A 25,145-nucleotide genomic window follows, 5' to 3' on the forward strand; every position below is an offset into this window, starting at 1 on the left:
CCCTCAACCGACGGTTATACCCGCAGGATTTTGCCGCTGATCGCCACCCCAGCCAGTAACACGGCAATCAACACAAACGCAGTGCTCAGGCTGCTGCCATGGGCGATAAAGCCGATGACGGCGGGGCCGGCCAAAATGCCCGCGTACCCCAGGGTGGTGATGGCCGGCACAGCAATGTGTTCGGGCATGACGTTTTGTTTGCCGACGGCGGTGTACAGCACCGGCACGATGTTCGAACAGCCAGCGCCCACCAGCGCGTAGCCCAGCAAGGCGGTTTCCCAGGCCGGGAGCAACGTCGCCAACAGGATGCCGCCCGCCGCCAGCGCGCCGCCCAGCACAATCACGCGGGTGGCGCCCAGGCGGCGCACGATGACATCACCGGTCAGGCGGCCAGCGGTCATGGTCAGCGCAAAGGCCGCGTAGCCAAGCCCTGCGTAGGCCTCGTCCAGGCCACGTTCGGCACTCAGGAACACGGCGCTCCAGTCCAGCACCGCGCCTTCGGCCAGAAACACCACAAAACACAGGCAGCCGATAAACAGCACCACGCCGTGGGGCACGGCAAAGGGCGGGCCGGAGCTTTCGCTGCCGTAGGGCAACAGGTGGGGCCCGGCCTTGAGCAGCGCCAGTGCCAGGATGATCAGCACCACCCACGTGGCGTGCAGTGGCGACAGGCCAAGGCCAAGCAAGCCGCTGACGCCCGCGGCGCCGACGATCCCGCCCAGGCTGAACAACCCATGAAAGCCCGACATCATGTTTTTGCCACTGGCCCGCTCGACGATCACCGCCTGCAGGTTGACGGTGGAGTCCACCGTGCCAAGGCCTGCGCCAAACACGAACAGCGCGGCGATCAGCATCGGGATCGACGTGACGGTGGCCAGCAGCGGCAAGGCCACACCGATCAAAATCGTCCCGGCCGTGGTCACCCGGCGAATGCCAAAGCGCGAGGCCAGCGCACCGGCCAGCGGCATCGCGAGAATCGAACCCACCCCCAGGCACAACAGCAGTAACCCCAGTGTGCCTTCATCGAGCTGCGCGCGAGCCTTGGCGTACGGCACCAGCGGTGCCCAGGCGGCGATGCCGAAACCGGCGATGAAAAAGGCGATACGGGTCGACATTTGTTCCAGCCGCCCGGGAACCACGGGCGCTGGGGTGCTGATGGCAGTCATGACAAATCCTTTGTTTGGCGTTCGACGAACAGGGTGCGGCGCCACATCGTTACACATCAGGCCTGACGGTGCGAGCGGGGTTCCTTGGACAGCGCCCCGGCAGAAGTTTATTTTTACCCATCCGGAACCCGACCCACGCCGCCCGCCACACAGAGGCGTGGTGGATGAGGGGGTCTGCAAGGTGCGTAATCCCCGCGTGAACTGGTGAACCCCAGGCTTCACGTGGGTGATTACCACCTTCCAGACCCATCCTTGGCAGTGGCATCGATACGCCACTTGCTGGACAATCGCGAGCCATCCCCCAAGGCGAGCGCCCCCCATGACGGTGTTCTACGACGCACGCGGCAATCTCTACGCCGTGGTCAGCCCCGACCAACTGCGCCGCCAGGGCATCGACCTGCCGGACACCGCCGCCCACGCCGCCGCCGTTAAAGACCGCTGGGCGCCAGCGGCGATTGCTGCCGAGTGTGGCTGGGGTTCGGTGCCGCGCCCACCCGGGGCCAAGTCCCACCGCTGCGATGGGTTGTTGGTCGGGCCGTTCCAGCACCAGGCGCCCTTCGACCTGCTGATCGTCAACACCGACGGCACCCTGGCCGAGCGCAGCGGCAATGGCCTGACCATCTTTGCCCAGGCCCTGACCGACCAGGGGTTGATGACGAGCGCCTGCGCCCTGCGGGTGCATCACGATAAAACCGACGCCCCCTCGCCCGTGGTCACCCAGGTGGAGCCCGCGTCCTACGAACAGGTGCCGGGTTTCTGGCTGTCGCTGGGCCGTCCGGCGTTTGGGCCGGACGCCGTGGGCGCCGTGGGGCAGGGGCCGGTCGCGCCGCTCACGGCGATCAACCCCCAGTGGGGCTGCAACCAGTTTGTGCGGGTGGGCAATCCACATTGCGTGACGCTGGTGGCGCAGGCTTCGCTGCTGCCGGACTATCAACAGATGCACCGGCCTGAGCTGTTTGACCCTTTGCGGGCGATTGCCTTTGCGCCGCCCGTTGGCGGCGGCCAACCCTGTGGCGCCGGGGTCAACCTGCAATGGGCCGCGCGTGAGTCCGCCACGCGGGTCATCGCCCGGGTGTTCGAGCGGGGCGAGGGGCCCACCGCGTCCTCCGGCACCAGCGCCAGTGCGGTGGCCTGCGCTGCCTGGCGGGCCGGGTGGGTCACCGACGGCGTGATCGCCGTGGTGATGCCCGGCGGCACGGCGCCGGTGCGGTTACAGGTACAGGCGGGCGAACTGCTGGGCGTTAGCCTGTTTGGCGTTGCCCGCGTGCAGGCTCACTGAGCGAACTCGACCCGTGCCGGTTGGCGTTTCATCAAGACCTTTCCTGCGCGAATCGAATACAACGGCAAACCTTGGCTGCGAATCACCTCGTAGTCGCTGCTGGCAGAGAGGATGAGCATGTTCGCCGGCCGCCCCGGCTCCAGGCCGTAGCGCTCACCGAGTGCCATGGCCTTGGCGCTGTTGTCGGTGACCAGGTCCAGCGCGTGTTGCAGGGTGCGGTAACCGAGCATATGGCAGATGTGCAACCCGGCTTCCAGTACCCGCAGGATGTTGCCGTTGCCCAGCGGATACCACGGGTCGACGATGGAGTCCTGGCCAAAACACACGTTCATGCCGGCCTCCAGCAGTTCGTTGACGCGGGTCACGCCACGGCGTTTCGGGAACGTGTCGAAGCGCCCTTGCAGGTGAATGCTTTCGGTGGGGCAGGACACAAAGCTGATCCCCGAATGCCCCAACAGGCGGAACAGTTTGGCGCAGTAGGCGTTGTCATAAGAGCCCATCGCCGTGGTGTGGCTGGCGGTCACGCGCGCGCCCATGCCACGGCTGCGGGCTTCTTCGGCCAGCACTTCAAGAAAGCGCGAATGCGGGTCGTCGGTTTCATCGCAATGCACATCGACCAGGCAACCGGTGCGCTCGGCCAGGTCCATCAGGAACTTGACCGAACTCACGCCCTGGTCGCGGGTGTATTCAAAGTGTGGAATGCCGCCGACCACGTCGGCGCCCAGGCGGATGGCTTCTTCCATCAGCTCGCGGCCGTTGCGAAACGACTCGATGCCTTCTTGGGGAAACGCGACGATTTGCAGGTCGACCAGGTGCGAGGTTTCTTCACGCACCTGCAGCATGGCCTTGAGCGCGGTCAGGTTGGGGTCGGTGACGTCGACGTGGGTGCGCACGTGCTGGATGCCATGTGCGGCGAGGGCCTCAAGGGTCTTTTTGGCGCGGGTGCGGGTGTCTTCGGCGGTGATGGTGGCCTTGCGCTCGCCCCAGCATTCGATGCCTTCAAACAGCGTGCCGCTCATGTTCCAGCGTGGCTCGCCCGCAGTCAGGGTGGCGTCGAGGTGGATGTGCGGCTCGACAAAGGGCGGCACCACCAGGTTGCCCGCGGCGTCGAGGTCATCGGGGCCGGCGAGCGGCGCGGTGGTTTGCGGGGTGATGCTGGCGATCCGGCCGTGTTCCAGGTGCAGATCATGCAGGCCTTCACGGTGGCGCAGGCGGGCGTTGATGATGTGCATGGGCAAGTTCCTCTTGGCTATAAACGGGTCAGGCAGACAGTCGCCGGGTGAGCACAATAGGTATAGCCAAACAGGGAAAACAGGTGCGTCGGGTGGGGGGCTTTCTGCCTGGGGATGCAGGCCAAGCCAGTACTCACCGGGCAAGGGCTGAAGGGCCACCCGGTGAGCGCTGCCTGGACATTCGCGGGCTTATTCGCCGCGATAGATGCAACCGCTGGTGCACGTCTCGTGGATACGGATGGCGCTGAGTTCCGGCAGCAGGGGCTTGAGCTCATTCCAGATCCACTTGGCCAGCACTTCGCTGGTGGGGTTTTCCAGGCCGGGAATGTCGTTGAGGTAGTTGTGATCGAGGCGCTCGTACAGCGGGTTGAAAATCGCCTTGATCTCGGAGAAGTCGCGCAGCCAGCCGGTGTGCGGATCCAGGTCGCCGCTCAGGTGGATGGCCACCTTGAACGAGTGGCCATGCAGACGCCCACATTTGTGGCCGTGCGGGACGTGGGGCAGGCGGTGGGCGGACTCGAAGGTAAATTCTTTGAAGATTTCCACGGGGTTCTCGGCTCGGTCAGGTGTCTGGCAGCGAGCGAGTCTAACAGCTTGCCCACCCGCCGCGCATACCACTGGGTCAAAGGGCTTGCAGGTGCTCGCCCAATTGGCCGTTGTCGGCCAGTTGCAGAAACGCATCGCCCAGGCGCTGGCTTTCGCTCATTGCCGTTTGCCAGTATTTATTGCGGGTCGCGTCGTCGCCCATGAAGCGCTTGAAGTCGCTGCGGTCCGGCAGTTTGCCGTGGGGCAGGCGGGCCAGGTACTCCCGGGAGGGGGCCAGCAGCAACACGTCCTGCAGGCCTTGCTGGCTGGCGCGGCGCCACGGCAGGCTTTTGTCGAACCAGCCGGGGATGACCCGGTCGGTGAAGTGCGGGTACAGCACAATGTCGTCGCCGTGGTAGGGCAGGTCGAGGTGATAGTCCAACAACCCGCCGTCGCGGTAGGTGCCGCTGCCCGCGCCGGGCAGGTCGCGCACGCCTTGCATCACCATGGGGATTGAGCCTGAGGCGAGCAGTGCCTGGCGCAGGTTGTTCACGTCCAGTGCAAGAAAGCGCGAGGGAAAGTCATTCAAGGGGTGCAGCGGGGGCGCCTGGCGCGGGTCGTGGAGGATCAGCCGTTCAAAGTGGCGTGACAGCCGGGCGCGACCGCGCAGGTTATTGGCGATCACTGAGGACAACCCCAGGCCCAGGCGGCCACGGTGGTCGTCGGCGAGCAGGCCGTGGCTTTTGACCACCAGGATGTTCAGTCGATAGTCTGGGGTGCCGAGCACCTGGGCATCGCGCCCGGCCAGCAGGTCATCGAGCATGCGCTGACAGCTGCGGCTGATCTCGGCCATGGTCACGCCCTTGGCAAAGCGCTGCTCGTTGTAGAGGCGGCCCAGGTCCAGCAGGCCTTGCACCGGGTCGGGCAGGCAGGCGCTGGCGAACCGCCAGGCGCCAATCGAGGCACCGATCAGCGCGCGTGGGCGGGGCGCGCGGGGGAGCCAGTCGCCGAACAGCGCCAGGTCCAGGCCCTGGATGCCCAGTGCCTTGGGCCCGCCCGCCGCGCCGGGCAGAATGCCGACGTCGGCCGGTGCCAGGCCCTGCTCGCGGATGCGCGCAAACGCGCGTGTACCGGCCTTGAGCGTCAGGGCGGGGAAGTTTATGTGGATGGCCGTCATATCAGTCTCTGTGGCAGCAAGCGGGGCAGTATAGGAAAACTTCCCGGGCGGCAGGCAGGCGATTGCCATGATGGCAATTCAGTTTCAGTTAAGTTGGATCCATTATTGTGCGACCTGTAGGCAAAATATCCTGAAACGGAGACGCTTGATGAAAACCCTCACAGCCTCTGTCGCCCCCCGTATCATCGCCCAGGCCTGCGTCCTGGTGGCGGACGCGGCATTGCACGCATTGGACGCTGTCACAGGCGGTGTCCTCAAGGATCATCAGGAAACGTAATGAAGGTAAATCTGCGCGGCGGCGGTCATGTGGCGCTGGTGCTTGTGCTCTTTTGCTCGGCGCTCAAGGCCCATGACCTGAGCCAGGATCAGGCACTGCACCTGCGTCGGTCGGGGGCCATCGCGCCGCTGGAGCAATTGTTGGGGCCCGCATTGGCGCGTTATCCGGGCGCGCGGTTGTTGGATGCCGAGCTTGAAGAGCATAAGGATCGCCCTGTGCGCTACATCTATGAAATCGAGTTGTTGACCGTCGAAGGCGTGGTGCGTGAGATCGAACTCGACGCCAATACCGGTGAGTTGCTCAAAGACAAGGAAGACGACTGATGCGCCTGCTGTTGGTGGAAGACCACGTGCCGTTGGCCGATGAACTGATGGCCGGGCTCAATCGTCAGGGGTACGCCGTGGACTGGCTGGCCGACGGGCGCGACGCGGTCTATCAGGGGCGCAGCGAACCGTACGACCTGATCGTGCTCGACCTCGGCCTGCCCGGCGTGCCAGGCCTTGAAGTGTTGGCGCAATGGCGCGCGGCGGGGCTGGCCACGCCGGTGCTGATCCTCACTGCCCGTGACTCCTGGGCCGAGCGCATCGAGGGGCTCAAGGCCGGTGCCGACGACTACCTGAGCAAGCCGTTTCACCCCGAAGAGTTGCACTTGCGCATCCAGGCGTTGCTGCGCCGCTCCCACGGGCACGCCAACCAGCCGACCTTGCAGGCGGCCGGGTTGCACCTGGATGAGGGGCGCCAGTGCGTGATGCGCGAAGGCGAAGAGGTGCAACTGACCGCCGCCGAGTTTCGCCTGCTGCGCTACTTCATGCTGCACCCCGAGCAGATCCTTTCCAAAAGCCACTTGGCAGAGCACTTGTACGACGGCGAAACCGAGCGCGACTCCAACGTGCTGGAAGTGCACGTCAACCACCTGCGCCGCAAACTGGGCCGTAGCGTGATCGAAACCCGGCGCGGCCAGGGTTATCGCTTCGGCGCCAACCCTGCATGAAGTCGATCCAGCGGCGCCTGAGCCTGGGGCTGATCAGCGTGATGCTGATCATCGGCCTGGTGCTGGCGCAGACCAGCCTGTGGCTGTTTGAGATGGGCCTGCAACGCTACCTGGAATCGGGTTTGCGCAACGACAGCGAAAACCTGCTGGTGGCACTGGTGCGCGGCCCCAATGGCGTCAAGCTGGATGAGCACCGGTTGTCTCCTGCGTATCAACGGCCGTTTTCCGGCCACTATTTTCGTATCGACTTTTCCGACGTGCATTGGCGTTCCCGCTCACTGTGGGACCAGGAACTGCCGCGCCTGCCCCAGGCCGAGCTCAAGGGCAACCTGCAGCTGGGCCCGGAAGGCCAGCAGTTGCTGGTGCTGCGCTCGGACTACAAGCGGTTTGGCCAATCGATTTCCATCAGCGTGGCGCAGGACTACACCCCGGTGCGGGAAAGCTTTCGCCTGATGCGTCAAATCGGTCTGGTGCTCGGGTTGGCGGCGCTGTTGCTGATCCTGGTGTTGCAACGCGTCACCGTGCGCCGGGCCTTGCGCCCGCTGGAAACCGCCCGTGAGCAGATCGCCCAATTGCAGCAGGGCCGTCGCTCGCAATTGGACACCCAGGTGCCGGTGGAACTGGAGCCGCTGGTGGCGCAGGTCAACCACCTGCTGGCCCACACCGAAGACAGCCTGAAACGCTCGCGCAACGCCTTGGGCAACCTCGGCCACGCCCTGAAAACCCCACTGGCGGTGCTGTTGAGCGTGGCCTCCAGTGAACAGCTCAAAGACCACCCGCACCTGAGCAAACTGCTGCGCGAACAGCTGGAGCACGTGCAGCAGCGCCTCAACCGCGAACTCAACCGCGCCCGCCTGGCCGGTGACGCCTTGCCGGGTGCGATGTTTGACTGCGATGGCGAACTGCCGGGGCTGCTGGCGACGCTCAGGATGATCCATGGCGAGCACCTGGACTTGCGGTATCACGTGACCCCCGGCCTGCAATTGCCGTGGGACCGTGAAGACCTGCTGGAGTTGCTGGGCAACCTGCTGGACAACGCCTGCAAATGGGCGGATGCGGAGATTGTGCTGAGCATCGACGAAACCGCTACGGGTTACCGGCTGACGGTGGAAGACGACGGCCCGGGTGTTCCGCAGGCCCAGCGTGACCAGGTGTTCAGCCGGGGCACGCGGTTGGACGAGCAGACCGACGGCCACGGCTTGGGGCTGGGGATCGTGCGCGATATCGTCGAAGTGTGGGGCGGGGTGCTGCAGTTGCAGGAGAGCGGATTGGGCGGCCTGAAAGTGCTCATCGAGCTGCCAAGGCGCCAGCCCTGAAAACAGTGATGGGTGTCAGCTAAACCGGGGAGGGGCCGCGAGGCGGCCCGGCGCAGGGCAAGCCTGCTCACTCCGGCGGGGTTTGGCCGCCCGTCACACCCGGAACTGGTCCATCAGGCCTTGCTGCTGGTTGGCCAGGCTGTTCAGCGCCTGGCTGACCCGCGCCGATTCATTGGCCTGTTCGGACAGCGACTCGGTCACATCCCGAATCGTTGCGACATTGCTGTTGATCTCTTCGGCCACCGCGCTTTGTTGTTCGGCAGCGCTGGCGATTTGCAGGTTCATGTCGGTGATCACCGTCACCGCATCACCAATCTGGCGCAAGGCTGTCACGGCCTGGCCCACCTGCTCGACGCTGCCCTGAGCCTGGCGATGGCGCTTGCCCATGGAACTGACCACCTCTTGGGTGCCGCTCTGCAACTGCTCGATCACGACGCGGGTTTCTTCCACCGACTCCTGGGTGCGCCGCGCGAGGTTGCGCACCTCGTCGGCGACCACCGCAAACCCCCGGCCCGCTTCACCGGCGCGGGCGGCCTCGATGGCGGCGTTGAGCGCCAGCAGGTTGGTTTGCTCGGCAATGGCGCGGATCACTTCCAGCACCGAGCCGATTTTTTCGCTGTCGGCGGCCAGGCCTTCGATCTGGCCCATGGCTGTGTTCATGTCGGCGGCCAGGCTGTCGATGCTGGTGGTGGTGCGGTCGATCACGCTCAGGCCCTGGCGGGTGGCCTGGTCGGCGTCGCGGGCGGCCTGGGCGGCCTGGGCCGCGCTGCGGGCTACGTCCTGGGCGGTGGCGCTCATTTCGTGGGATGCGGTGGCCACTTGATCCACCTGGCGGTATTGCTGCTCCATGCCCGCGCTGGTTTGCGTGGCGATGGACGCCGACTGGTCGGCCGTGCCACGCGCGTCTTGCACCGAGCGTTTGACCTGGGCAATGACCGGTTGCAGTTTGTCGAGGAAACGGTTGAACCAACCGGCCAGTTCGCCCAGCTCATCGCGTTTGTCATAGGCCAGGCGGCGGGTCAGGTCGCCTTCGCCGCTGGCGATGTCTTCCAGCATGTGCGCCACGCCGAGGATCGGCCGGGTCACGCTGCGGGCCATCAGCCACACCAGCAACAAGCCGGCGACCGCTGCCAGCAGGCCCAGGCCCAGCTCGAGCAAGGTGCCCTGGGTGTTGTCGGCATCCAGCCGGGCCTTCAGGCCTTCGGCGGGTGCCATCAGGACTTTTTCCTGCACGTCCAGCAACACGCCCCAGGGTTTGCCACCGGGCACCGGTACGAACGGCGCGAGCACCTTCAGTTGCTGATTGGCGCGCAGGCTGTGGGTCTGCTGGCTGCTGGCCAGTGAGCCGATCAACTGCGCACCACTGGCGGGATCGACCTTGTCCAGGCGCTGACTGAGTTTGCTTGCATCCGGGCTGTAGCCTGCCAGCAGGCCCACCGGGCTGATGATGCTCACGGCGGTCTGGCCGTCATACAGGTTGTGGCTGGCCTGTTGGCTGATGGCCTGCAAGCTGTTGAGGTTGATGTCCACCGACAGCGAGGCGATGACTTTCCCGTCGACCATCAGTGGGAAAACGATGCTGGTCATCAGCACGTTTTGCCCGTCGATCACATAAAAATACGGCTCGATCACGCAGGGCTTGAGGGTGGCACGCACGCACGTGAACCAGGCGTTGGCTTTTTCGCCGCTGGGGCCCACGCTTTCGTCGGCCATGTCGCTTTCGGGCAGCGGCATCGAGGTGAGCTTGCCGGGGACTGGCTGGGACCAGTACAGGGCGAAGCGGCCTTTTTCGTTGCTGCCCAGGTCTTGCTGGTGGGCGAACAGTTCGTCCTTGCCATCCAGGGCGTTGGCTTCAAAGACCAGCGACAGGCCCAGCAGGTCGGGGTTGGCTTGCAGCGCGGCCTTGACCTGATGCGTCAGGTCTTCACGCAGGTCAAAGGCATCCAGGAAGCGTTTTTGCGCCTGTTCACGCAGGAACAATACCTGGCGGGAAAACCCGTGGCCGTACTGGTAGGCGTCCATAAACTGCTGGCGAATGCTCAGCGCCTGCACGTCCCCCTGGGCCTCGATGCGCGCCTGGGCGGCCTCGTCGAGCATGTGCATGCTGGACGTCTTGACCAGGCTGGCGCTCTGGTCCATGCGGTACAGCGACAGACCCACCAACAGGGTCACGATTCCCAGCAGGCAGAGGCCGGCCAACAGGGTGATTTTCCATTGAATGGACAGCTGTCTGAGGGACATGGCGGCTTCCTTAACCTTGCGTAACGACAGGGGAGAATCAGGGTATCGACCGCCATGGGTTTTTCTTTATTCAAGCGTTCAATTAAAAACTGTTTGCGACGTCGCGCTTTGACATGTCTGCCCGCCTGCTGCACAGTGCGCGCCCTCTAATAAAACGCCTTTGTGCCCGCATTCCGGCAGCCGTCCCCTCGGCCGCCCGGGGCGGGCTTGTCCGTGTTTTGCCGTTTTTTGATGTTTCTACCTTGAGGTATCCATGGTTAATGCAGTCATTGCCGCGGTCGGCACCATGCTCGTGCTGAGCCTGTCGCGCGTGCATGTGGTCATCGCGATTATTGTTGGGGCGCTGGTAGGGGGGCTGACGGGCGGGTTGGGGATCGACGCCACGCTCAAGGCGTTCAACAGCGGCCTGGGCGGGGGGGCCACGGTGGCGTTGTCTTACGCCTTGCTGGGCGCTTTCGCGGTGGCGATTGCCAAGTCCGGGTTGGCCCATGCGCTGGCCGACAAAGCCCTGCTGCTGGTGGATCGCCAGGAGGCCACGGGCGGCAGTCACGTCAAATGGCTGTTGATCGGGTTGCTCTGGGTCGTTGCGATCGCTTCGCAAAACATCTTGCCGATCCACATCGCGTTTATCCCGCTGCTGGTGCCACCGCTGCTGTACGTACTGACCAAGCTGCAACTGGACCGGCGCCTGATCGCCTGCGTGATGACGTTTGGCCTGATCACGCCCTACATGTTTCTGCCGGTGGGCTTTGGCAACATCTTCCTCAACCAGATCCTGCTGGCCAACGTGGCCAGGAGCGGGGTGGATGTCAGCCAGGTCAACGTCACCCATGCCATGGGGCTGCCCGCATTGGGCATGGTGGTGGGGCTGTTGGTGGCGGTGTTTGTCAGTTACCGCAACAAACGCGTGTACGACCTCGAGAAAATCGAGCGGGTCGAGCAGGTGGCGGTGCAGTACAACCCGTTGACCCTGCTGGTGGCCGGCCTTGCGATCGCCGCCGCGTTCATCATTCAGCTGTGGCTGGACTCGATGATCATCGGCGCGCTGGCCGGGTTCCTGATTTTTTCGGTGTCGGGCATCGTGCGCTGGCGCGAAACGGATGACCTGTTCACCGAAGGCATGAAGATGATGGCGATGATCGGCTTCATCATGATCGCCTCGTCGGGGTTCGCCGAAGTGCTCAAGGCCACTGGCGAGGTGCGCACCCTGGTGCAAGCATCTGCCGCGTTTATCGGGCACAGCCGTGGTGTGGGCGCGCTGCTGATGTTGCTGGTGGGCCTGCTGGTGACCATGGGCATCGGCTCGTCGTTTTCCACGGTGCCGATCCTGGCAGCGATTTTTGTGCCGCTGTGCGTGCAATTGGGTTTCAGCCCGCTGGCCATCGTGTGCATCGTCGGCACCGCGGGCGCGCTGGGCGACGCCGGGTCGCCCGCGTCGGATTCCACCCTGGGGCCGACGTCCGGGTTGAACATCGACGGTCAGCATCACCACATATGGGACACCGTGGTCCCGACCTTCTTGCACTACAACCTGCCGCTGCTGGCGTTTGGCTGGTTGGCCGCCATGACGTTATGACCGACGGCGCCTACAGAATAATGGCAATTGGCCGTTAACCTCTTATAGCCGCCTAATAAGAGAGAAAACCATGCGTCTGAGTCTGAAGGCCAAAGTGCTGTCCTTGGCTGTCCTGCCGGTTTTGATATTTGCCGTGGTCATCAGCCTGACCACGGTCTGGATCCTTCGGGAACAGGCCCGTCACGAGGTGGAAGAAACCCGCCAGAACCTGCTCAACGACGCCAAGACGACCCTCAAGGGGTATGTCGAAGTGGCCATGAGCAGCATCAAGCCGTTGTATGACGCCGCCGCTCCCGGTGATACGAGCGCGCGGGCGCAGGTGGTCAAACTGTTGTCCAACACCGCGTATGGCAAGGACGGCTACTTCTTTGGCTACGACTCCGACACCATTCGCCTGTTCAAGGGCAACAGCCCGGACGGCGTGGGCAAGAGCTTCAAGGACAACCGCGACCCCAATGGCGTCTACCTCAACCGCGACCTGGTGAAAGTCGGCAAGGACGGCACCCACTACCTGCAATACAGCTCGACCCAACCGGGCCAGGCAGCGTTGGTGCCCAAGCTCGGCTACACCGAATACCTGCCCAAATGGGACATGGTGATCGGCACCTCGGTGAACCTCGACGGCATCGAGGCGCAGGTGGCGGTGGTGCAGGCCAAGGTCGAAAAACGCATGGAAGGCGTGGTGCTGAGTATCGTCGGGGTCGCCGGGGTGGTGTTACTGGTGATTGCGGCGGTGGGGCTGGTGGTGGTCAATACCATTTTGCGGCCGCTGCAATTGATGAAGGTCAACCTTGACGATATCGCCGCAGGCGAGGGCGACCTGACGCGCCGCCTGGCCCTGACCAGCCAGGACGAGCTGGGCGAGCTGGCAGGCTCGTTCAACCGCTTTGTCGACAAGATCCACGGCCTGGTGCGCCAGATCACCGAAATGACCACGCAACTCACCGGCCTTGTAGGCCAGGTGTCCGAGCAGGCCCAGCGCTCGGAACAGGCCATGGAACGCCAGCGCCAGGAGACGGATCAGGTGGCCACGGCCATTAACCAAATGTCATCGGCCGCCCAAGAGGTTGCACACAGCGCCCAGGGCGCGGCAGTGGCGGCGCAGCAGACCGACGCTGAAGGCTACGCGGCCAAGCGCGTGGTAGACGCCAGCATCGCGCAGATCCATGCGTTGGTCAGTGATATCCGCAGCAGCGGCGTGTCCCTGGACGGTTTGCAGCAAGACGTGTCGTCGATTGTCGGCGTGCTGGGGGTGATTCGTTCCATTGCCGAGCAGACCAACTTGCTGGCGCTCAACGCGGCCATCGAAGCGGCACGGGCCGGGGACGCGGGGCGCGGGTTTGCGGTGGTGGCCGACGAAGTGCGTGCGCTGGCCAGCCGCACCCAACAGAGCACCCAGGAAATCCAGGGCATGATCGACCGCCTGCAAACGGGTACACAAGCGGCGGTGCACTCGATGCGCCGCTCCAGCGACGCGGGCGACGGCACTTCGGCGCAGGCCAACGAGGCCGGGGCGTCACTGGACACCATGGCGCAACTGATCGGCACCATTAACTTAATGAACGCACAAATCGCCAGTGCGGCCGAGCAGCAGACGGCGGTGGCCGAAGCCATCAACCGCAGCGTGCACCAGATCGCCGTGGCCGTGGACAGCGTGGCCGATGAAACCCGCCAGGGCGCCCAGACCTCGCGCAGCCTTGCGGACCTGGGCCAGCGCCTGGGTCAACTGGTGGGGCAGTTCCGCATCTGAGGCTTAAGGCCGTGGCTTGGGCAAGTGGTCGAACAGCGCGGCGCAGACGCCATGGATGTGTTCTTCGATAAGCCGCGCAGCCAGCGCCACATCCCGCGCCTGGCAGGCCTGGACGATGGCGCGGTGCTCCGCATCGGCGGTGGCCTTGCCGTCGGACAACACGATTTGCATGCGCAGGTAGCGCTCGATCTTGTCGTGGATGGACCGGATCATGTTGAACATGAACGGGCGCTGCGCCGCTTCATAGATGCAGGCATGAAACGCCCAGTTCATCTCGGCCCAGCGGCCTGCGTCGTCCCCGGAGAGGAAGTCGTCGAGGATGGCATAGGCGCGGGTGAAGTGTTCTTCGGTCAGGTTGGGGATGGCGTAGCGCGTGATCTCCACTTCGAGCAGTACCCGCACCTCGAAGATCTGCGCCAGTTCCGCCTCGCTGATGCGCGTGACCATCGCCCCGCGGTTGCGTTGAAACTCCACCAGGCCTTCGGCCTCCAGGCGCTTGAGGGCTTCACGCACCGGGATTTTGCTGACGTTGAAGGTTTTGGCGATGTCGTCTTGGCGAATCGGATCGTCTTCGGCGATTTCGCCGGTGATGATCGCGTTTCGCAGGTATTTGGCAATGACTTCCGAAGCCGAAGGCGCCACACCGAGGTTAGGGGCATTTGAAAGAGATAGTGACACGGTGGCTCTCCTGAGCGGGCGAAGGCGTATATGTTATACGGATTGTCCTGGCGCCCGCTATGGTCCTCTGACGGCTACTGGGCGAGCACGGGGGCGTCGGTGACCACGCCATTGACCAGCCGCCGGATGTTCAGCGGGTTGGCGTCCTTGAGCGCGTCGGGCAGTGCGAAGTCCGGGAAGTTCTGGAAACACACCGGGCGCAGGAACCGGTCGATGGCCAGCGTGCCGACCGACGTGCCCCGCGCATCCGACGTGGCCGGGTAGGGGCCGCCGTGCACCATGGTGTCCGTCACTTCCACGCCGGTGGGGTAACCATTGATCAGCAGGCGCCCGGCTTTGGTTTGCAGCAGTGCGAACAGGTGCGCAAAGTCCTTGAGGTCGTCGGGCTCGGCCAGCAAGGTGATGGTCAGTTGGCCTTGCAGGCTTTCCAGCGCCTGGGTCAGGTGGGCAACGTTGGAGGCGGTTACGACAACACTTGCAGGACCGAATACTTCTTCTTGCAGGACTTCTTCACCGCCGATCAACAACTCTTCATCGGCGCTGAACAGCTGCGGTTCGGCTTGAGGCCCCAGGGCACGCCCGCACAGGTGTTCCACGCCAAAGGTTTTGCGCAGGCGTTCCACCCCGGTGCGGTAACTGGCCAGCGTGCCGGCGTTGAGCATGGTTTGCGCCGGTTTCTGCGCCATGTGCTCGGTCAGGGCGGTGACCACCCCGCAAAAGTCCGTACCGGCCAGGCCAATGATCAGCCCGGGGTTGGTGCAAAACTGCCCGCAGCCCAGGACCACGGAGTTGGCCAGGTCTTCGGCGATCTTCTGGCCGCGCAGCCTGGCTGCGTGGGGCAGGACGATCACCGGGTTGATGCTCGACATTTCTGCAAACACCGGAATCGGCTCGGGCCGCGCGGCCGCCATGTCGCACAACGCGCGTCCGCCCTTGAGCGAGCCGGTAAAACCAACGGCTTTGATCGCCGGGTGTTTGACCAGTTGCTCGCCGACACCACTGCCGTAAATCATGCTGAACACGCCCGCAGGCATGCCGCAGCGTTCGGCCGCACGGCCAATGGCGGCGGCGACGCATTCGGAGGTGGCCATGTGGCCGCTGTGGGCCTTGAACACCACCGGGCGACCCGCCGCCAATGCAGAGGCGGTGTCCCCCCCGGCCGTGGAAAACGCCAGCGGGAAGTTACTGGCCCCAAACACCGCCACCGGCCCCAGGCCAATCTTGAACTGACGCAAGTCGGGGCGGGGGGCGGGCTGGCGCTCGGGCAGGCCGAGGTCGATGCGCGCACCGTAGAAATCGCCGCGCCGCAGCACGCTCGCAAACAGCCTCAGTTGGTGGGTGACGCGGCCACGTTCGCCTTGGATGCGGGCGGTGGGCAACGCCGTCTCGGTGCACACCAGTTCGATGAACTCTGGCCCCAGGGTGTCGATTTCCTGCGCGATGGCTTCCAGGAACTCGGCACGCCGGGCGCTGGGCAGGTCGCGAAACGTGAGGGCGGCCTGTTGGGCGGCGTCACAGGCGGCGTCCACTTCGGCCTCGGTGGCCTGGACAAAGGTGTAGGGCAGGGCGCTGCCGGTGGTGGCGTTGTGGCTGACGTGGGTTTGGGTCCCCAGTGCGCTGCGCTGACCGGCAATAAAGTTGTGTCCGAGAATGTTCAACGACAAGACTCCTGGGGCAGTGGGGTGAAAGTGATTCAAGGTATTTCGTATACCATATAGCACGCGTTATTTTTCTGTCGATGATTTTGTGTGCTTATCTGCAATGACCGGAGTGGGAACACCCGCTGCCCGGCTTTGGGTCGATCAGCGCTTTTACGCTCCATTTCGTAACACCGTTGAGGCAAGCGCCTGGGCCAGGCCAGGCCCTTGAGCCTCAAGAGCCGCATTGCAGAGCGACATGCTTGCACATTGAAATCACGGCATGGTTAATGCTTATACCGTATACGAAATCCAAACCACCGTAACGTTTCGAGGTTTTCCGTGAATAAATCCGCCTTAACGATCGCTATGCTTGGCTGCCTTACCGCTGGTTTCATGAGCGCCGCTCACGCCGACAAGCTCGATGACATTATTGATTCCGGCAAACTGCGTTGCGCGGTGACGCTCGATTTCCCGCCGATGGGCATGCGTGACGAGTCCAACAAGCCGGTGGGCTTTGACGTTGACTACTGCAACGACCTGGCAAAAGTGTTGGGCGTGACTGCCGAGATCGTTGAAACCCCGTTCCCGGATCGCATTCCGGCGCTGGTGTCCAACCGGGCAGACATTATTGTGGCGTCCACGTCCGACACCCTGGAGCGCGCCAAGGCCGTGGCCATGACCATTCCTTACTTCGTGTTCTCGGTTCAGGTGATGACTCACGAAGGCAGCGGCATCGAAAAATTCGAAGACCTGAAGGGCCGTTCGGTCGGCGCCACCACCGGTTCCTATGAAGCCAACGCCCTGGGCAAAACGCTCAAGGAGTGGGGCACCGGCACCGTCCAGACCTACCAGTCGCAAAACGATACCTTGCTGGCAGTAGCGCAAGGCCATGTCGACGCGACCATCGTGACCAGCGCCGTGGGCGCTTCAGCGATCAAGTCCGGCAAGTACAAGGGCCTGAAACTGGTGGGTAACGCGCCGTATACCCCTGACTACGTGTCGCTGGCGGTCAAGCGCAGCGAGTATGGCCTGCGCGACTACCTGAACCTGTTTATCAACCAGCAAGTGCGCAGCGGCCGTTACGCCGAACTGTACAAAAAATGGCTGGGCGGCGAGCCGCAGTCCCTGCTGGTGCCAGGCGTTTACTACTAAGCGCAACCTGTGAACCCTGAAGACGCCCGCTTATGCGGGCGTCTTTGTTTAGGCGCACGGCTTTTGCAAGGGGGGTAACGCCACATTTTGGTCACCGCCGCGCAAAAATGTTCCCAAATGTAGCAACGCTTGAACGACGCGGGCCGGGCAGGGGACTGATGGCAGCGCGAAACCCCCTGTCGGCGGGGCTCCACTATATTTCCAGGAGCGTGTCGTTAACTGGCACTGCTATTGCTTTATATAACGTATACGAAATCCGATAAGTCTGATCCAGCCCGACGAGGTGCCTATTAATGCTCGATTACACCTTCCACTGGAGGAGCGCCTTCCAGGCGTTGCCCGATCTGTTAGCGGGGGCCTGGGTCACGATGCAGACCGCCGTCCTCGCGATGGTGTTGGGCATGGTGCTCGGCTTGTTGCTGACGGCCATGCGCCGGGCTAAAAACCCGTTGCTGCGCGGGTTTGCCGAGGCCTGGGTGTCTATCGCGCGTAACACGCCCTCGCTGTTTCAGATCTACATCCTGTATTTCGGCCTGGGCTCTTTCAACATCCAGGTGGGTTCGTGGGCCGCGTTGATGGCGGGCATCACGTTTAACAACGCCGGCTACCTGGCCGAAATTTTCCGCGGGGGCCTCAAGGCCATCCCCGACACTCAGGTGCGGGCCGCACGGTCATTGGGCATGAATGCCTTTCAGGCGTACCGCTTGATTGTGGTGCCGCAATTGTTACGCGTGGTTTTTCACCCCCTGAGCAACCAGATGGTGTGGTCGGTGCTGATGACGTCCGCCGGTGTGATCGTGGGCCTCAACAACGACCTGACCGGCGTCACCCAGGAACTGAACGTGCGCACGTTCAGAACGTTCGAGTTCTTCGCCTTGGCGGCAGCGCTCTATTACCTCATCGCCAAAGCCATCGTCGTAGGCGCCCGCATCGTGGGCTGGCGCCTGTTCCGTTATTAAGGGTGAAGACATGTTCAACACAAGCCTTACGCTAAACGACTGCATTTATCTGTTACAGGGCGCCTGGACCACCCTGCAGCTCACCTTCGCGGCCATCGCCGTCGGCACCGTGGTGGGCGTGGTGTTTGGCTGGCTGCGGGCCATGGCGCCCAGGCTCACGTTGCCGTTGGCGTTGATTCTGGATGTGTTCAAAAGCGTGCCGCTGCTGATTCAGTTCGTGCTGTTCAACTCCATGAAAAGCATGGTGGGCCTCAACTGGAGCGTGTTTACCGTGGGCTGCCTGGTGCTGGGCATTTACGCCGCCGCCTACTGCACGGAAATCGTGCGCGCCGGGATCCTCGCGGTGCCGCCGCAGGTTCGCCGCGCCAGCCGTTCGTTGGGCATGAGTTACTGGCAGGACCTGCGCTACATCGTCCTGCCGCTGGCCAGCCGGGTGGCGTTTCCCGGGTGGTTGAACCTGCTGCTGAGCCTGATGAAGGACACTTCGTTGGTCATGTGGATCGGGATCGTCGAACTGCTTCGCGCCTCCCAAAGTATCGTCACCCGCATCCAGGAGCCGCTGCTGGTGCTCTGCATCGTGGGTCTTATTTACTACGTCATGAGCTGGGCCCTGTCCCGTCTGGGCGCACAGTTGGAAAAAAGGTGGCAGGAAAATGATTGAGATCAGCAACGTTCACAAATCCTTTGGCGACCTTGAAGTGGTCAAGGGCGTCAGCCTGACGGTTGAAAAGGGTGAGGTGGTGTCCATCATCGGGGGCTCGGGCTCGGGCAAATCCACCTTGCTGATGTGCATCAATGGCCTTGAGTCCATTCACAAAGGCAGCATCCGCGTGGACGGCATCGAGGTGCACGACAAGCACACCGACTTGAACAAACTGCGCCAGAAGGTCGGTATCGTTTTCCAGCAGTGGAACGCTTTCCCCCACCTGACCGTGCTGGAAAACGTCATGCTCGCCCCGCGCAAGGTGCTGGGTATCAGCAAGGCCGAAGCCGAAGCCATCGCGGTCAAGCAACTGCGCCACGTGGGGCTGGGCGAAAAGCTCAAGGTGTTTCCCAGCAAGCTGTCGGGCGGCCAGCAACAGCGCATGGCCATTGCCCGGGCACTGGCGATGTCGCCGGACTACATGCTGTTTGACGAAGCCACCTCGGCCCTCGACCCGCAACTGGTGGGGGAGGTGCTGGACACCATGCGCATGCTCGCCGAAGACGGCATGACCATGATCCTGGTGACCCACGAAATCCGCTTTGCACGGGATGTGTCCGACCGGGTGGCGTTTTTCCGCAATGGCATCGTTCACGAGATCGGCACGCCCGACCAGGTGATCGGCAACCCGCAAAAGCCGGAAACCATCGAGTTTCTCAAGTCCGTGGTTTGACCCCGGTAGGAGGCCGGTTAACGGCCTCTTGCCCACGAAATTAACCGTATACCATATCCAATAAATGATTTTTAAACCCAGCAATGATTCTGTAGGAGCCAACATGAGCGACAACATTTTCTCCGGCTGCATGCCAGCCCTGATGACCCCCTGCACCCCCGATCGCCAACCGGACTTCGACGCCCTGGTGGCCAAGGCTCGCGAGCTGATCGACATCGGCATGAGCGCCGTGGTGTATTGCGGCTCCATGGGCGACTGGCCGTTGCTGACCGAAGCCCAGCGCCAGGAGGGTGTCGCCCGCCTGGTGGCGGCAGGCATCCCGACCATCGTCGGCACCGGTGCGGTGAACTCCCGCGAGGCCGTTTCCCATGCCGCCCACGCGGCCAAGGTCGGTGCCCACGGTTTGATGGTGATTCCTCGCGTGTTGTCCCGTGGCGCGTCGGCCGCCGCGCAAAAAGCCCACTTCGCGGCTATTTTGAGTGCAGCGCCGACCTTGCCTGCGGTGATCTACAACAGCCCGTACTACGGGTTTGCAACGCGGGCGGACCTGTTCTTTGACCTGCGCCGCGAGTTCCCGAACCTGATTGGCTTCAAGGAGTTCGGCGGCGCCGCCGACCTGCGCTACGCGGCTGAATTCATCACGTCCAAGGACGATGCCGTGACCCTGATGGTGGGCGTGGACACCCAAGTGGTGCATGGTTTCGTCAACTGCAACGCCACCGGCGCCATCACCGGCATCGGTAACGCCCTGCCACGTGAAGTGCTGCACCTGGTACAACTGAGCAAAGCGGCCGCCAAGGGCGACGCCAAGGCGCGCCAACAGGCCAAAGAACTGGAGTCGGCCCTGGCCGTGTTGTCGTCGTTCGACGAAGGCACCGACCTGGTGCTGTACTACAAGCACTTGATGGTGCTTAACGGTGACCTGGAATACACCTTGCATTTCTACGACACCGACGTACTGAGCGACTCGCAGCGCCATTACGCCGAAGCGCAATACACCCTGTTCCGCGAGTGGTACGCACAGTGGTCTAAAGCTTAAGACAGACGAGGCGGTGCACATGCACCGCCTTGAACGCGCCATTCACTCAGCCAGCTGAATCGAGAGGGAAACGTCCCGTGAGATCGACAAAAATTGTGCACGTTGTGGGCTGCCACGCCGAAGGCGAAGTAGGGGATGTGATCGTCGGTGGCGTCATGCCGCCGCCCGGTAACACCCTTTGGGAACAATCGCGCTTTATCGAACGCGACAACGTGCTGCGCAACTTCGTGCTGAATGAGCCGCGCGGTGGCGTGTTCCGTCATGTGAACTTGCTGGTGCCGGCCAAAGACCCGCGCGCGCAGATGGGCTTCATCATCATGGAACCGGCCGATGTGCCGCCGATGTCCGGCTCCAACTCGCTGTGCGTGGCCACTGTGCTGCTCGACAGCGGCATTGTGCCCATGGTCGAGCCGATCACGCGCCTGGTGCTCGAAGCGCCGGGCGGGGTGATCGAAGCCACCGCCCATTGCCGCGATGGCAAGGTGCAGCGCGTGGAAGTGAAAAACCACCCGTCTTTTGCCGACAAGCTGGACGCGTGGATCGAGGTGGAAGGCCTGGGTTCGATTCAGGTCGACACGGCCTACGGTGGCGACAGCTTCGCGATCTGCGATTCGACCAAGCTTGGCTTCTCGCTCACCGCCGACGAAGCGGCGGACCTGGTGGCCACGGGCCTGAAAATCACCGCCGCGGCCAACGAGCAACTGGGCTTCACCCACCCGCTCAACAAAGACTGGAACCATATTTCGTTCTGCCAGATCGCCGCGCCGCTGTCGCGTGAAGGCAATGTGGCCAGCGCCGCCAACGCGGTGGTGATCCGCCCCGGCAAAATCGACCGCTCGCCGTGTGGCACCGGCTGTTCGGCGCGCATGGCGGTGTTGCATGCCAAGGGGCAACTGGCGGTGGGCGAAACGTTCATTGGCCGCTCGATTATCGGTTCGGAGTTTCACTGCCGTATCGACAGCGCCACCGACATTGCGGGCCGGGCGGCGATTGTGCCGATCATTTCCGGTCGCGCCTGGATCACCGGCACCTCGCAACTGATGCTGGACCCCAGCGATCCGTATCCCGAGGGCTATCAGTTGTCCGACACCTGGCCACGTGGCCTGGTGCTTTGAGGGTTTTTGCATGCCAATCGTAAAGATCGAGTTGTTTGCCGGGCGTAGCGATGAACAAAAAGCGCGCCTGGCCGAGGCCATCACCCAGCAGTTCGTGAACGAACTGGCGTCCGACCCCGCCGAGGTCACGGTGTTGTTTCAAGACGTGCCGCCTTCGGACTGGTTTGTGGCCGGGCGATCCCTGGGGGCGCCGAGCACAGCGTGATTCGCGCCCGAGCGGAAGCGCCCGAAAGGGCGTTTTCCGGGATGTTGCCCCGCAACATGATTGACCGATTTGACGGTTAAACAGGGTATTTGCGTTCCTATCGTCGATGTTTTCCAGGCGGGCTCATCCAGCCGTTGCGTTGGGCAACCTGTACGCGGCATGGTCGCTGTTTTAAACGGCCAGGCACACCTGCAGAGGCACGGTTATGCGTAATTTCAACGAACACACTATCACTGACGCCGTCATCAATCGCTTGGAAAACACCCGCACGCCGCGGGTCAAAGCGATCAGCACGGCGCTGGTAAAACACCTGCATGCCTTTGTACAGGACGTCCAGCCGAGCCAGCAGGAGTGGGAGCAGGCCATCGATTTTCTGACCCGCACCGGGCAGATGTGCAGTGACACCCGCCAGGAGTTCATCCTGCTTTCGGACGTGCTGGGCGTGTCCATGCAGGTGGACGCCATCAACCACCGTGCGGCCGGCAACACCACCGAGACCACCGTACTGGGCCCGTTTTTTGTCGAACACGCCCCCGAAGTCGCGCATGGCGCGTCGATCAGTGCGCTGCGCGAAGGCGTGCCACTGTTGATTGAAGGCCGTGTGTATGCCCAGAACGGCGCGGTAGTGGCGGGGGCGACGGTGGACATCTGGCACGCCGATGCCGAGGGTTTATACGACGTGCAACGGGCCGGCGAACCGCTGGACTCGCGGGCGCGAGTGCGCACCGATGAGCAGGGTAACTTCAATGTGGTGGGCGTGGTGCCGGTGAGCTACCCCATCCCTGACGATGGGCCCGTCGGGCAGATGCTGGCGGCGCAAGGTCGACACACCAATCGTCCCGCCCATGTGCATTTCATGATCGCGGCTCCCGGGCACGACACCCTGGTGACACACCTGTTTCTGGCCGACAGCGATTACCTCGATTCCGACGTGGTGTTTGGCGTGAAAGACTCATTGATCGAGCCGCTGGTGCAGGCCGAGGCTGGGGTCACACCCTATGGGGCTGTGGTGGAGCGGCCGATGGCGGCGCTGCGGCGTGACTTCGTCCTGGCGGACCAGAAGGACTGATCAGCCCCGGGTTGAATAAACAGGGCACTCGGCGCTCTGGCAGTGGACTAAACATCATGGCGCACGCACGCGCCGGTTGTTTTGGACATGGACCGGATATGAATCAAACTACGCTGCAATTCAAAACCCTGCTGTTGCTGCTCGCGTTGGTGAGCCTGGCTTTTATCTGGATACTGCTGCCGTTCTACGGCGCAGTGTTCTGGGCGGTGATCCTGGGCATCATCTTTGCGCCCCTGCAGCGCCGCCTGCTGCTCAAGTTCGGCTGGAACCGCAACCTCACGTCCCTGTGCACGTTGACGGCGTGCCTGGTGATCGCGATTTTGCCGGTGATCATCACCAGTGCCTTGCTGGTGCAGGAGGGGGCCACGCTGTACAAGAACATTTCCAGCGGCAAGCTCGACCTGGCCGGTTACATTGACCAGTTCAAGCACGTACTGCCGCCCTATGCCCAGCAGTTGCTCGATCGGTTCGGCCTGGGCAATTTTGAAGGGCTGCGCGAGAAAATCGTCAAAGCGGCGATGCAGGGCAGCCAGTACTTTGCCAGCCAGGCCTTCAGTTTTGGCCAAGGCACGTTTCAGTTCCTGGTGAGTTTTTTCATCATGCTGTACCTGCTGTTTTTCCTGCTGCGCGACGGCCCCGAGCTGGTGCGCAAGGTGCGTACCGCCGTGCCGCTGGCCGAGCCGCAAAAACGCCGCCTGCAACTCAAGTTCAACCGCGTGGTGCGTGCCACGGTCAAAGGCAACGTACTGGTAGCGGTGACGCAAGGGGCGTTGGGCGGTTTGATGTTCTGGCTGTTGGACATCCCCAGTGCCTTGCTTTGGGCCGTGATGATGGCGTTTCTGTCGCTGTTGCCAGCGGTGGGGGCGGGCATCGTGTGGGGCCCGGTGGCGTTGTATTTCCTGCTCAGCGGGATGATCTGGCAGGGCGTGGTGCTGGCGGCATTTGGCGTGTTCGTGATTGGCCTGGTGGACAACCTGCTGCGGCCGATCCTGGTGGGCAAGGACACCAAGATGCCGGACTACCTGATCTTGATCTCCACCTTGGGCGGTTTGTCGATCTTTGGCCTGAACGGCTTTGTGATCGGCCCGTTGATTGCCGCGTTGTTCATGTCTTGCTGGGCGTTGTTCGTGGAAACCAAACCCCGGGTGCAATTGCCCTGAGGGTAAAAGAGCGGCGCAATGCTTGCGCCGCTCACAGGCTTACAGAGAAGCGGAGCCTCGCCACAGGTCCGTGCCGCCGTCTACCGCATAGCGGTCGATCTCGGCCAGTTCTTCGCTGGAGAACGCCAGGTTTTCCAGGGCCCCCAACGAGTTGTCGAGTTGCTCGACGGTGCGGGCGCCGATCAGTGCCGAGGTGACGCGTGGATCGCGCAGCACCCAGGCAATCGCCATTTGCGCGAGGGTCTGGCCACGGCGCTGGGCAATCTTGTTCAGGGCCTGGATGCGCTCAAGGTTGGCCGCGCTGAGCATGTCTTGCTGGAACGAGCCGCCGCGGGTGACACGCGCATCCGAGGGGACGCCTTGCAGGTATTTATCGGTGAGCAGGCCTTGGGCCAGGGGCGAAAACGCGATGCAACCCGAGCCGGTTTCGTCGAGCGTGTCCAGCAGCCCGTTTTCGATCCAGCGGTTAAACAGGGAGTAATTGGGCTGGTGGATGAACAGCGGCACACGTTCTTCGGCCAGGATGGCGGCGGCCTGCTTTGTCAGCTCCGGTGAGTAGCTGGAGATGCCAACGTACAACGCCTTGCCCTGGCGGTGGAGATGGGCCAGGGCGCGCATGGTTTCTTCAAGCGGGGTGGTGGGGTCTACCCGGTGCGAATAAAAGATATCCACGTAGTCCAGGCCCATGCGTTTGAGCGACTGGTCGAGGCTGGCGACCAGGTACTTGCGGCTGCCGCCGATGCCCCCGTACGGCCCCGGCCACATCTGCCAGCCGGCCTTGGTGGAGATAATCAGTTCATCGCGATAGGCCTTGAAGTCACTGCTCATCACGCGGCCAAAGTTTTCTTCGGCTGAGCCTGGTGGCGGGCCGTAGTTGTTGGCCAGGTCAAAGTGAGTGACGCCGCGATCAAAGGCACGCTGCAGGATCTTGCGGCCGGTTTCAAACACGTCCGTGCCGCCGAAGTTTTGCCATAACCCCAGGGAAATCGCCGGAAGATCAATACCGCTTTTGCCGCAACGGCGAAAGGGCATGGCGCTGGTGTATCGGTTTGGATCCGGTTGATAAGTCATCGTAAGTTACTCGTCTACGGTTGAACGTGAGGGCTTGGATAACAGAGCGGTGGTAGAGGCGGGTTGTTATGGGCGACAGTCGCCGGGGGGCCAATCATAAAGAAATGTGTTAATCATGAAAGGCAAAGGGTGCTGAAAATAAATCAATAGT

Annotated in this window: 24 protein-coding genes and 1 pseudogene; 17 read left to right on the top strand and 8 right to left on the bottom strand. The window is 62.9% G+C overall.

Features of this window, described 5'->3' with window-relative positions; translation table 11 throughout:
* Positions 1 to 14 precede the first annotated feature (14 nt).
* Complete coding sequence (locus ACW9H9_RS15425) at positions 15 to 1,166, bottom strand: MFS transporter (protein WP_457344118.1); 1,152 nt, start codon at positions 1,164 to 1,166, stop codon at positions 15 to 17.
* 319 nt (positions 1,167 to 1,485) lie between these two features.
* Here ACW9H9_RS15425 and ACW9H9_RS15430 point away from each other — a divergent pair, with 319 nt between their 5' ends.
* The gene (locus ACW9H9_RS15430) at positions 1,486 to 2,445 is read left to right on the top strand and encodes a diaminopimelate epimerase (protein WP_457344117.1); all 960 of its coding nucleotides are present in this window, start codon (positions 1,486 to 1,488) and stop codon (positions 2,443 to 2,445) included.
* On the opposite strand, the gene codA is transcribed toward ACW9H9_RS15430, so the two are convergent.
* The 3 genes from codA to ACW9H9_RS15445 form a co-directional block, all read right to left on the bottom strand.
* Positions 2,439 to 3,677, bottom strand: a complete 1,239-nt coding sequence (gene codA, locus ACW9H9_RS15435; RefSeq protein WP_457344116.1) for a cytosine deaminase — start codon at positions 3,675 to 3,677, stop codon at positions 2,439 to 2,441. The two genes, ACW9H9_RS15430 and codA, sit on opposite strands and share 7 nt — an antisense overlap.
* Positions 3,678 to 3,866: 189 nt before the next feature.
* On the bottom strand, positions 3,867 to 4,223 hold the full coding sequence (gene queD / locus ACW9H9_RS15440) for a 6-carboxytetrahydropterin synthase QueD (RefSeq protein WP_457344115.1): 357 nt from the start codon (positions 4,221 to 4,223) through the stop codon (positions 3,867 to 3,869).
* Positions 4,224 to 4,299: 76 nt separating this feature from the next.
* The gene (locus tag ACW9H9_RS15445; protein ID WP_457344114.1) at positions 4,300 to 5,379 is read right to left on the bottom strand and encodes a patatin-like phospholipase family protein; all 1,080 of its coding nucleotides are present in this window, start codon (positions 5,377 to 5,379) and stop codon (positions 4,300 to 4,302) included.
* Between the two features lie 148 nt (positions 5,380 to 5,527).
* Here ACW9H9_RS15445 and ACW9H9_RS15450 point away from each other — a divergent pair, with 148 nt between their 5' ends.
* The 4 genes from ACW9H9_RS15450 to ACW9H9_RS15465 are packed head-to-tail and all read left to right on the top strand — an operon-like array spanning position 5,528 to position 7,963.
* On the top strand, positions 5,528 to 5,656 hold the full coding sequence (locus ACW9H9_RS15450; RefSeq protein WP_457344113.1) for a hypothetical protein: 129 nt from the start codon (positions 5,528 to 5,530) through the stop codon (positions 5,654 to 5,656).
* Complete coding sequence (locus ACW9H9_RS15455; protein WP_457344112.1) at positions 5,656 to 5,979, top strand: PepSY domain-containing protein; 324 nt, start codon at positions 5,656 to 5,658, stop codon at positions 5,977 to 5,979. The genes ACW9H9_RS15450 and ACW9H9_RS15455 overlap by 1 nt, the downstream gene beginning before the upstream one ends.
* Complete coding sequence (locus tag ACW9H9_RS15460) at positions 5,979 to 6,647, top strand: response regulator transcription factor (RefSeq protein WP_457344111.1); 669 nt, start codon at positions 5,979 to 5,981, stop codon at positions 6,645 to 6,647. The genes ACW9H9_RS15455 and ACW9H9_RS15460 overlap by 1 nt, the downstream gene beginning before the upstream one ends.
* Positions 6,644 to 7,963: a sensor histidine kinase gene (locus ACW9H9_RS15465; protein ID WP_457344110.1), complete on the top strand. Its 1,320-nt coding sequence runs from the start codon at positions 6,644 to 6,646 to the stop codon at positions 7,961 to 7,963. The genes ACW9H9_RS15460 and ACW9H9_RS15465 overlap by 4 nt, the downstream gene beginning before the upstream one ends.
* A gap of 93 nt (positions 7,964 to 8,056) precedes the next feature.
* Here the strand turns inward: ACW9H9_RS15465 and ACW9H9_RS15470 are convergent, their stop codons facing one another.
* Complete coding sequence (locus tag ACW9H9_RS15470) at positions 8,057 to 10,204, bottom strand: methyl-accepting chemotaxis protein (protein ID WP_457344109.1); 2,148 nt, start codon at positions 10,202 to 10,204, stop codon at positions 8,057 to 8,059.
* Between the two features lie 253 nt (positions 10,205 to 10,457).
* On the opposite strand from ACW9H9_RS15470, the gene ACW9H9_RS15475 reads away from it, so the two are divergent.
* The 3 genes and pseudogenes from ACW9H9_RS15475 to ACW9H9_RS15485 all read left to right on the top strand — a co-directional run bounded on the left by ACW9H9_RS15475 (position 10,458) and on the right by ACW9H9_RS15485 (position 13,530).
* Entirely contained in the window at positions 10,458 to 11,780 is a 1,323-nt protein-coding gene (locus tag ACW9H9_RS15475; RefSeq protein ID WP_457344108.1) for a Na+/H+ antiporter family protein, read from the top strand.
* Between the two features lie 70 nt (positions 11,781 to 11,850).
* Positions 11,851 to 12,672, top strand: a pseudogene (locus ACW9H9_RS15480) (cache domain-containing protein); the annotation flags it as partial.
* 102 nt (positions 12,673 to 12,774) lie between these two features.
* On the top strand, positions 12,775 to 13,530 hold the full coding sequence (locus ACW9H9_RS15485) for a methyl-accepting chemotaxis protein (RefSeq protein WP_457370433.1): 756 nt from the start codon (positions 12,775 to 12,777) through the stop codon (positions 13,528 to 13,530).
* 3 nt (positions 13,531 to 13,533) lie between these two features.
* Here ACW9H9_RS15485 and ACW9H9_RS15490 read toward each other — a convergent pair whose 3' ends face one another.
* Together ACW9H9_RS15490 and ACW9H9_RS15495 are read right to left on the bottom strand one after the other, a co-directional pair.
* Positions 13,534 to 14,208 (bottom strand): GntR family transcriptional regulator, encoded by a 675-nt coding sequence (locus ACW9H9_RS15490; RefSeq protein ID WP_457344107.1) that lies wholly within the window; start codon positions 14,206 to 14,208, stop codon positions 13,534 to 13,536.
* A gap of 74 nt (positions 14,209 to 14,282) precedes the next feature.
* On the bottom strand, positions 14,283 to 15,866 hold the full coding sequence (locus tag ACW9H9_RS15495; RefSeq protein WP_457344106.1) for an aldehyde dehydrogenase (NADP(+)): 1,584 nt from the start codon (positions 15,864 to 15,866) through the stop codon (positions 14,283 to 14,285).
* 375 nt (positions 15,867 to 16,241) lie between these two features.
* On the opposite strand from ACW9H9_RS15495, the gene ACW9H9_RS15500 reads away from it, so the two are divergent.
* The 9 genes from ACW9H9_RS15500 (at position 16,242) to ACW9H9_RS15540 (ending at position 23,923) form a co-directional block, all read left to right on the top strand.
* The gene (locus ACW9H9_RS15500) at positions 16,242 to 17,000 is read left to right on the top strand and encodes an ABC transporter substrate-binding protein (protein ID WP_457344105.1); all 759 of its coding nucleotides are present in this window, start codon (positions 16,242 to 16,244) and stop codon (positions 16,998 to 17,000) included.
* 293 nt (positions 17,001 to 17,293) lie between these two features.
* Positions 17,294 to 17,959: an amino acid ABC transporter permease gene (locus ACW9H9_RS15505; protein ID WP_457344104.1), complete on the top strand. Its 666-nt coding sequence runs from the start codon at positions 17,294 to 17,296 to the stop codon at positions 17,957 to 17,959.
* Positions 17,960 to 17,969: 10 nt separating this feature from the next.
* Positions 17,970 to 18,620, top strand: coding sequence for an amino acid ABC transporter permease (locus tag ACW9H9_RS15510; protein ID WP_457344103.1), 651 nt, complete (start codon positions 17,970 to 17,972; stop codon positions 18,618 to 18,620).
* On the top strand, positions 18,613 to 19,335 hold the full coding sequence (locus ACW9H9_RS15515; protein WP_457344102.1) for an amino acid ABC transporter ATP-binding protein: 723 nt from the start codon (positions 18,613 to 18,615) through the stop codon (positions 19,333 to 19,335). The genes ACW9H9_RS15510 and ACW9H9_RS15515 overlap by 8 nt, the downstream gene beginning before the upstream one ends.
* A 103-nt stretch (positions 19,336 to 19,438) precedes the next feature.
* Positions 19,439 to 20,374: a dihydrodipicolinate synthase family protein gene (locus tag ACW9H9_RS15520; protein ID WP_457344100.1), complete on the top strand. Its 936-nt coding sequence runs from the start codon at positions 19,439 to 19,441 to the stop codon at positions 20,372 to 20,374.
* 77 nt (positions 20,375 to 20,451) lie between these two features.
* Entirely contained in the window at positions 20,452 to 21,489 is a 1,038-nt protein-coding gene (locus ACW9H9_RS15525) for a trans-3-hydroxy-L-proline dehydratase (RefSeq protein WP_457344099.1), read from the top strand.
* Between the two features lie 10 nt (positions 21,490 to 21,499).
* Complete coding sequence (locus ACW9H9_RS15530) at positions 21,500 to 21,694, top strand: tautomerase family protein (RefSeq protein WP_457344098.1); 195 nt, start codon at positions 21,500 to 21,502, stop codon at positions 21,692 to 21,694.
* Between the two features lie 205 nt (positions 21,695 to 21,899).
* Positions 21,900 to 22,763: a dioxygenase family protein gene (locus ACW9H9_RS15535; RefSeq protein ID WP_457344097.1), complete on the top strand. Its 864-nt coding sequence runs from the start codon at positions 21,900 to 21,902 to the stop codon at positions 22,761 to 22,763.
* A gap of 98 nt (positions 22,764 to 22,861) precedes the next feature.
* Positions 22,862 to 23,923, top strand: a complete 1,062-nt coding sequence (locus ACW9H9_RS15540; RefSeq protein WP_457344096.1) for an AI-2E family transporter — start codon at positions 22,862 to 22,864, stop codon at positions 23,921 to 23,923.
* A gap of 39 nt (positions 23,924 to 23,962) precedes the next feature.
* Here the strand turns inward: ACW9H9_RS15540 and mgrA are convergent, their stop codons facing one another.
* Positions 23,963 to 24,994: an L-glyceraldehyde 3-phosphate reductase gene (mgrA, locus tag ACW9H9_RS15545; RefSeq protein ID WP_457344095.1), complete on the bottom strand. Its 1,032-nt coding sequence runs from the start codon at positions 24,992 to 24,994 to the stop codon at positions 23,963 to 23,965.
* Positions 24,995 to 25,145 lie beyond the last annotated feature (151 nt).

This window comes from Pseudomonas sp. SDO5215_S409 (assembly GCF_054071325.1).

Excerpts from the sequence above, each read along its gene's own strand:
- ACW9H9_RS15425 (WP_457344118.1), bottom strand. The coding sequence starts at position 1,166 with ATGACTGCCATCAGCACCCCAGCGCCCGTGGTTCCCGGGCGGCTGGAA.
- ACW9H9_RS15430 (WP_457344117.1), top strand. The coding sequence starts at position 1,486 with ATGACGGTGTTCTACGACGCACGCGGCAATCTCTACGCCGTGGTCAGC.
- codA (WP_457344116.1), bottom strand. The coding sequence starts at position 3,677 with ATGCACATCATCAACGCCCGCCTGCGCCACCGTGAAGGCCTGCATGAT.
- ACW9H9_RS15445 (WP_457344114.1), bottom strand. The coding sequence starts at position 5,379 with ATGACGGCCATCCACATAAACTTCCCCGCCCTGACGCTCAAGGCCGGT.
- ACW9H9_RS15450 (WP_457344113.1), top strand. The coding sequence starts at position 5,528 with ATGAAAACCCTCACAGCCTCTGTCGCCCCCCGTATCATCGCCCAGGCC.
- ACW9H9_RS15455 (WP_457344112.1), top strand. The coding sequence starts at position 5,656 with ATGAAGGTAAATCTGCGCGGCGGCGGTCATGTGGCGCTGGTGCTTGTG.
- ACW9H9_RS15460 (WP_457344111.1), top strand. The coding sequence starts at position 5,979 with ATGCGCCTGCTGTTGGTGGAAGACCACGTGCCGTTGGCCGATGAACTG.
- ACW9H9_RS15465 (WP_457344110.1), top strand. The coding sequence starts at position 6,644 with ATGAAGTCGATCCAGCGGCGCCTGAGCCTGGGGCTGATCAGCGTGATG.
- ACW9H9_RS15470 (WP_457344109.1), bottom strand. The coding sequence starts at position 10,204 with ATGTCCCTCAGACAGCTGTCCATTCAATGGAAAATCACCCTGTTGGCC.
- ACW9H9_RS15475 (WP_457344108.1), top strand. The coding sequence starts at position 10,458 with ATGGTTAATGCAGTCATTGCCGCGGTCGGCACCATGCTCGTGCTGAGC.
- ACW9H9_RS15485 (WP_457370433.1), top strand. The coding sequence starts at position 12,775 with ATGGAACGCCAGCGCCAGGAGACGGATCAGGTGGCCACGGCCATTAAC.
- ACW9H9_RS15500 (WP_457344105.1), top strand. The coding sequence starts at position 16,242 with ATGAGCGCCGCTCACGCCGACAAGCTCGATGACATTATTGATTCCGGC.
- ACW9H9_RS15505 (WP_457344104.1), top strand. The coding sequence starts at position 17,294 with ATGCTCGATTACACCTTCCACTGGAGGAGCGCCTTCCAGGCGTTGCCC.
- ACW9H9_RS15510 (WP_457344103.1), top strand. The coding sequence starts at position 17,970 with ATGTTCAACACAAGCCTTACGCTAAACGACTGCATTTATCTGTTACAG.
- ACW9H9_RS15515 (WP_457344102.1), top strand. The coding sequence starts at position 18,613 with ATGATTGAGATCAGCAACGTTCACAAATCCTTTGGCGACCTTGAAGTG.
- ACW9H9_RS15520 (WP_457344100.1), top strand. The coding sequence starts at position 19,439 with ATGAGCGACAACATTTTCTCCGGCTGCATGCCAGCCCTGATGACCCCC.
- ACW9H9_RS15530 (WP_457344098.1), top strand. The coding sequence starts at position 21,500 with ATGCCAATCGTAAAGATCGAGTTGTTTGCCGGGCGTAGCGATGAACAA.
- ACW9H9_RS15535 (WP_457344097.1), top strand. The coding sequence starts at position 21,900 with ATGCGTAATTTCAACGAACACACTATCACTGACGCCGTCATCAATCGC.
- ACW9H9_RS15540 (WP_457344096.1), top strand. The coding sequence starts at position 22,862 with ATGAATCAAACTACGCTGCAATTCAAAACCCTGCTGTTGCTGCTCGCG.
- mgrA (WP_457344095.1), bottom strand. The coding sequence starts at position 24,994 with ATGACTTATCAACCGGATCCAAACCGATACACCAGCGCCATGCCCTTT.